At 58.7% G+C, this 5,363-nt stretch carries 8 protein-coding genes; 1 reads left to right on the forward strand and 7 read right to left on the reverse strand.

Features of this window, described 5'->3' with window-relative positions; all coding sequences use genetic code 11:
• The 5 genes from A4R35_RS24100 to A4R35_RS01695 form a co-directional block, all read right to left on the reverse strand.
• Window positions 1–508 (reverse strand): hypothetical protein (locus A4R35_RS24100; RefSeq protein WP_189361216.1); only part of this gene is annotated, 508 nt, incomplete at its 3' end.
• Between the two features lie 31 nt (window positions 509–539).
• Window positions 540–1,373 carry a CHAT domain-containing protein gene (locus A4R35_RS01680; RefSeq protein WP_112425933.1) on the reverse strand — a complete coding sequence of 278 codons (834 nt, stop codon included), beginning with the start codon at window positions 1,371–1,373 and terminating at the stop codon, window positions 540–542.
• Between the two features lie 410 nt (window positions 1,374–1,783).
• Window positions 1,784–2,593: a hypothetical protein gene (locus A4R35_RS01685; RefSeq protein WP_112425935.1), complete on the reverse strand. Its 810-nt coding sequence runs from the start codon at window positions 2,591–2,593 to the stop codon at window positions 1,784–1,786.
• A complete protein-coding gene (locus tag A4R35_RS01690) occupies window positions 2,581–2,778 on the reverse strand; it encodes a hypothetical protein (protein WP_112425936.1) in 198 nt (65 codons plus the stop codon). The genes A4R35_RS01685 and A4R35_RS01690 overlap by 13 nt, the downstream gene beginning before the upstream one ends.
• Before the next feature lie 56 nt (window positions 2,779–2,834).
• Window positions 2,835–3,326: a MarR family winged helix-turn-helix transcriptional regulator gene (locus tag A4R35_RS01695; protein WP_112425938.1), complete on the reverse strand. Its 492-nt coding sequence runs from the start codon at window positions 3,324–3,326 to the stop codon at window positions 2,835–2,837.
• 244 nt (window positions 3,327–3,570) lie between these two features.
• On the opposite strand from A4R35_RS01695, the gene A4R35_RS25195 reads away from it, so the two are divergent.
• Window positions 3,571–3,987, forward strand: a complete 417-nt coding sequence (locus A4R35_RS25195) for a cupin domain-containing protein (protein WP_223258487.1) — start codon at window positions 3,571–3,573, stop codon at window positions 3,985–3,987.
• Between the two features lie 153 nt (window positions 3,988–4,140).
• Here A4R35_RS25195 and A4R35_RS25200 read toward each other — a convergent pair whose 3' ends face one another.
• Window positions 4,141–4,425 carry a TipAS antibiotic-recognition domain-containing protein gene (locus A4R35_RS25200; RefSeq protein ID WP_399356054.1) on the reverse strand — a complete coding sequence of 95 codons (285 nt, stop codon included), beginning with the start codon at window positions 4,423–4,425 and terminating at the stop codon, window positions 4,141–4,143.
• A complete protein-coding gene (locus A4R35_RS01705) occupies window positions 4,322–4,927 on the reverse strand; it encodes a MerR family transcriptional regulator (protein ID WP_262982311.1) in 606 nt (201 codons plus the stop codon). Before A4R35_RS01705 ends, A4R35_RS25200 begins: the two co-directional genes overlap by 104 nt.
• Window positions 4,928–5,363: the final 436 nt, after the last annotated feature.

The raw sequence follows: 5,363 nt of genomic DNA on the forward strand, positions 1-5,363 counted from the left end.
GCGGCAAAGGGTCCTGCTGGGCAAATTTGCCATCGGAGATGAGCAGCAGCAAGGTCCGAGTGGGAGGCGCCGAGCGCTGCTGCTGCTCTGCCTGAAACCGCCGGATCAGTTCCTCAAACAGCTCGCTGGAAGGCGTTGCCCCGAAGACCAGCTCTTTGAGGGCCGTCAAATCAATGCGCCAACGCGCAGGCACATCAATGAGATCGAGCGCCTCATCTAAGGAAAGTGTTGTGTCCCCAAGCTCCTCTGCCCTGGCCAGAATCGTCGACCGTCTGGCCCTGATCATCTCCTTGATCGCTCTGTATTCGCCAATCCGATTGATCACCCGTTGGCCTTTGCTGAGCAGGTTACCCAGGTCGAGACTCTTCAGCAAGGTGCTTGTCTCTGCATAACCGCTCAGCTGGCGCCGCCAGCTCTGTTTTTTGGCCGCCGCGGCATCCTCGATCTCGGCCTGGGGAAGCTGTTCCCGAATGGCCTTCAGCAGGCTGAAGAGGTCACACACGGGCACCGAGCGCAAGCCAAAGCCATAGGCGAAGAGATCAATAGAGGAGTCCAGGGAGCGAACCCGGCTCTCTCGCTCGCAGGCTGTTCCTGGCTTCTAACAGCAGCTCGCGCCAGGCTAGCTCAACGCCCTGGAGACGGTTCAGTTCCTTCTCACCTTCAGAACGAATACTGGCTTGCATCGAGCCAGAGAGATCAAAGGCACAGCCGATGAGGTAGCGGCCAGGCCGGATATAGGGACGCTCGCGTCGGGCGCTGATCTCCTGCTTGCTCTCTTCACGCTGCTCTTCGTTCACGGGAGCCACACACTGGCCATACCTGAGTAGGTGCGGCAGCGTTGTTTCATCTGGCCTTGTCAGAGCAATAGCAATACAGCCCTGCTCGTAAGCCTCCTCATAGGACTTTCCTGCCCCTAATCCATCATAGAAGCCGCGGGCAAACTCGATAGCAGCCTCGTCAGAGATCTCCTGATCCATGGCGATCGTGAAAGGGACCGAGGTCAACGCTGCTCCCTGGGCCAGGGAATGGCAGATGTTGAGTACGACGCAGTCCAGGGCAGGATGCCCTTGGAAAAGGCGCGCCAGGCCAGTCGGGGGAACCAGGTGACAGCCGTGGCGCTCATCTGCCAGAAAAATTCCCTCTCGTATCCCATGACCAGCCAGGTGCACAATCTGATACGACCCTTCTATCAACGCCCGCTGTAGATCCGCTGTCGTGGCTGCCTGACGTGATACAAGCTTGATGCGCTCTCTATAGATGCAGCGCTCAATCGCTTGTCTGATCTGGCGCTCTTCCCTATCGAGTTCAAGGCGCTGCCCGGGCAGGGGATTGGCAAAGACCAGGAGAACCTTGATCTGTTGAGCACGCACCATCACTCCCGTCCTTTCACGAATGAAAGGCCAGCCGATACAGAACACTGCTACTCTCTTAGAGTAACATAACTGATGGCAAATATCAATATAAAATATCTGCGAAAATTTAATTGATTTTTAGTGAAAAATTGAAGGAGCTGGTCGCTTCTGCCAGACTGCGAACGGTAGCAGGAGGCTGGTAGCATCAAGCTCAGAGGGAGGTTGCAAACCGCTTCCGTCACCAGGCGCGGTACGCAGGCATTGTGCTTGTCCTATGGTCTCACTAGATCGGGCGCCTGTACTGTAGTACTGCCTGGGAACCTGGCCACCCTCGCTGCAGGCTTGCGCTTCAGTCTCCGCCTCCGAGGCCTTCCTGTGGCACGGGGGCTGGCTGGAGAGGCCCGGAGAGGCGGCAGAAAGCAGGTCTCTACCTACACCGGCGTGGCGTCGTAGGAACTCCTGGCGCGAAGGCGAAAGGCCAGGACAATGAGCATGGCAACCATCACCAGTCCCAGCCCCAGGAGTCCCAGGCGATCAACAGGAGTTTGAGCGAGAACGAGCGCCCCAAAGAGCGTGTGTGCAACGAGTGCTCCGCTGGCCAGGGCCAGAAGATGAAGGTCGCTCCAATTGCGACTTTGAGCCCATTGCTGTACCAACCAGCCGACTGCTCCGGCCATGATGACTGCGAGTGCCATCGGTAGCACTACCCAGGCTCCTGCGAACAACACTGGCACAAAGTGCCTTAGCCAGATTAACACAAACTGCCAGGCAAAACCACTGATACTGGCTACCACCAGGACGACCCAGGGCGAGGGTCCCCTCTCTGGCTGCTCTGTCTCGGGTCTGTTCCGAGGCAACAGACGCAGAGCGGCCATGACGAGCATCGCCACGACAAGGACGGTAAGACCAAGCAGGGGAGGGGGGGCCAGGTAGTGTGTCGAGCGGAATAAGAAGAACCCGATCAGCGCGACCCCCAGAACATAGAATATGCCGGTGACGACAAGGCCAACCCTACCCAGGTAAGGCTTCTTCCGTTCGGCTGGAAAGAGCAGATCTGTCAGTAAGATTGGAATAGCGACACTCCAGACAGCATGATAGCCAACGGCCCAGAGGGTATAGACGCCGTTGATCCCGAAGATGCGTGCGCCCCAGTCGGCTGCTCCAAAGAGGGTGGGATTGAAACACGATTGAATGGCCAGACCTTCCTCAACGAGGCCGTAGGCGACACCTAATAGCAGCACACTGGCCCATCCGCGCTTGCTCCTGCCCTGCGCACCACGTCGCGGATCAAAAGTGCCCCTGCTCCGTACATCGGCACCTGGCTGATGAGAGAGGCAGCGCGGCTGATAGGGGTCGATCCCCAGAGCAGTTCGGCGATCACTGGAGCCATCACCACCAGGGTGAGTACAGGAAAGAATCGACGCATCCAGGTCGCTCCTTCTTCACAAGAGTGGCTAGGACAAAAAGAGGAACTGTGATGGTCTACTGAGAGGCAGAGTCATGATCTCGGTAGGAGAGTCTGCCACCCTCACCCTGAGACTCGATGAACGTCACGAGGTCTTGCAAGGCGCTGCGTAACGCTGCGAAGCGCTCGGGACCCAGGTACTGCGCCCACTCGGTTTCCAGTTCCCCAATGGCGGCCCGGGCAACTTGCTCCACTTCACGACCACGCGGCGTTAAGCGGACGAGCCGTGCCCGTCCATCTTTTGGATCAGGTATCCGCTCAATATACCCTCGTTCCTCAACATAATCTACGATTGCGCCCATTGATTGTTTGGTCATCTGGGCCAGGCTTGCTAATTCGGTCACTCGTAAACCTTCTGGGCGTAACTGCTGTAACAGGGCAAAGTGGGTGGGACGGAGGTCAGTGTATCCTGCTTCCATGAGGCGCTGATGGACCCGTGCAACTGTCTGCTGAAATGGGATGCGTAGCAAAGCGCCAATCATCCGAGGTAAGGGCTGATTGCTCTCCATGATCCTCCCTCTTGCGTTCCTGGTCAGTTTAACTTATTATATAACTAGTAAGTTTAGCTTACTAGTTTGCTGGATGGCCCTCTCACGTTCAGACTTTGGCCAGCTGGCTGATCCGTGGAGGCGAGAGGGTGCAGCCAGATCACCCGCTCGCTTCTGAAAGGAGAACCATCCCGTGACAGCAAGCAATGACCCTTACCTTCTCGCCCGTGATGAAGGCCCGGCTGTCTGGTTTCTTGGCACACTCATGCTGTTCAAAGCGATCGGGCAGAACACTGCTCAGACCTTCAGCCTGATCGAACAGACCTTGCCGCCAGGTTTTGCGCCGCCCCTGCATGTGCATCATGCCGAAGACGAGGCTTTCTATATCCTCGAAGGGGAACTTACCTTCGTCTGTGGAGAACGCCGTTGGCAGGCTGGAGCTGGAGCTTTCATTTTTCTGCCCAAGGATATCGCTCATGGCTTCCTGGTCGAGGGGAGTCAGCCAGCCAGACTCTTGCAATTCACCGTTCCAGCCGGCTTGGAACAGTTTCACGCTGAGATGGGTGAACCGGCCCAATCGTTGGCGCTTCCTGCACCTACCCCACCGGATCTTGCGAAAATGCAAGCCCTTGCCGCCAAATATCACCTTGAAATCGTCGGCCCTCCTGTGAGGCCAGAGTAACGCCGCAGCGGGGTGAGGCTCACCAGAGATTACCTCGGAGAGCACGCTCACCGCTGCGCTCGCTTAGCGTGGTCCTGTGCGGCTGAGGGAAGCTCATCCAGCTCCAGAGGCATGAAGAGGGATCTGAGATCTCCTCATCAGAAGCCGAAGACGTCATGAGTCATCTCCTCTCTCTCGGGCACTCAAATACCCGGCATTCGCATAGATGGCAGTGCGCAGATACTGCGCGAGCTGGGGAGCAAAGCGCTCAAAGCGCTCAGTAAAGCGCGGATCGCTCACATAGAGGTCGGCCAGGCGGCAATGCAGCTGGAGATGACACGGGTAAAACCAGCGCTCAATATAGAGGCAGGCGATGGGCTTCGGCGAGCTGCCTGGCCTGGGCGCTCGTCGCAGGCACCCCGTGAGTGGAGGCGGTGGCAAGCTCGCGCATGAGGGCACTGAATTCGGCCTGCATCGCTTGCCACTCCGCGCGGCGGAAGGATGCAGCGCGCCGTTTGGCCTCAGCCCAGGCGGCTGTCTCAGCCCAGCGCTGGTGCCCTTCTTTGGAGAAGGCCACCGGGTCGTCCTTGCCGAAGGCCGTCAGCAGCTCGTCCGGCTCCAGCATGATCCCCAGTGAGCGAGCCTTGAGCAGCTGGTCGACGGCCTCTAGCATCCGTTGGAGGGAGGCGATCCGCTCAGAGAGCAGGGCACGCTGGTGCTGCAGCTCAGCGAGGGGGTCGGTTGCCGGCGCGGAGAGCAGGGCAGAGATCTGGCGCAGGGAGAAGCCCAGCTGGCGATAGCACAGAATGCGTTGCAGACGCTCCAGGTCCTGGCTGGAGTAGAGGCGGTAGCCAGCTGCTGAGTAAGCGCTGGGGTGCAACAAACCGATGCGATCGTAGTGGCGCAGGGTACGCACGCTGACGCGGGCCAGGCGGGCGATTTGCCCGATCGTATATTCCAAGGCTGTCACCTCCTCTTGAAGAGAGGCTACACCATGACGTTGTGTCAGGGTCAAGGCCTGTCTGCCTGCAAGAGCAATCCTGGTCGCAGCGACCAGCCCGGCCACCAGTCTTCTCCGCCGCATTCCAGCGCTGGCTTCAGCTCCACTCGGTGGCTCGCATCCCAAAGTGACGCCTCAGTACTGGGGGTGCACGTTCGTGCCTCTCCCTCTCTCGCTAAGTATCCGTCGTCCGACCTGCACCAGCAATCGCTTGCCTCGCTCGGAGACCAGTGGCTGCGTCTCGTTGGTCTGGGTACCCGCCCGTAGGCAACGTAGCCTCCCATCACCAGCAGCCAGACACTGAACGCAACCCAGGAGAGAGGGGCCGCCACTGCCTCAAAGAAGGCGAGGCAGGTAGGAGCAGTGACAGGACATGTGATATACTGTCCTGTAACTA

Source organism: Thermogemmatispora tikiterensis, assembly GCF_003268475.1.
Classification (GTDB): Bacteria; Chloroflexota; Ktedonobacteria; order Ktedonobacterales; family Ktedonobacteraceae; genus Thermogemmatispora; species Thermogemmatispora tikiterensis.

Excerpts from the sequence above, each read along its gene's own strand:
- A4R35_RS01680 (WP_112425933.1), bottom strand. The coding sequence starts at position 1,373 with ATGGTGCGTGCTCAACAGATCAAGGTTCTCCTGGTCTTTGCCAATCCC.
- A4R35_RS01695 (WP_112425938.1), bottom strand. The coding sequence starts at position 3,326 with ATGGAGAGCAATCAGCCCTTACCTCGGATGATTGGCGCTTTGCTACGC.
- A4R35_RS01690 (WP_112425936.1), bottom strand. The coding sequence starts at position 2,778 with ATGCGTCGATTCTTTCCTGTACTCACCCTGGTGGTGATGGCTCCAGTG.
- A4R35_RS25195 (WP_223258487.1), top strand. The coding sequence starts at position 3,571 with ATGCTGTTCAAAGCGATCGGGCAGAACACTGCTCAGACCTTCAGCCTG.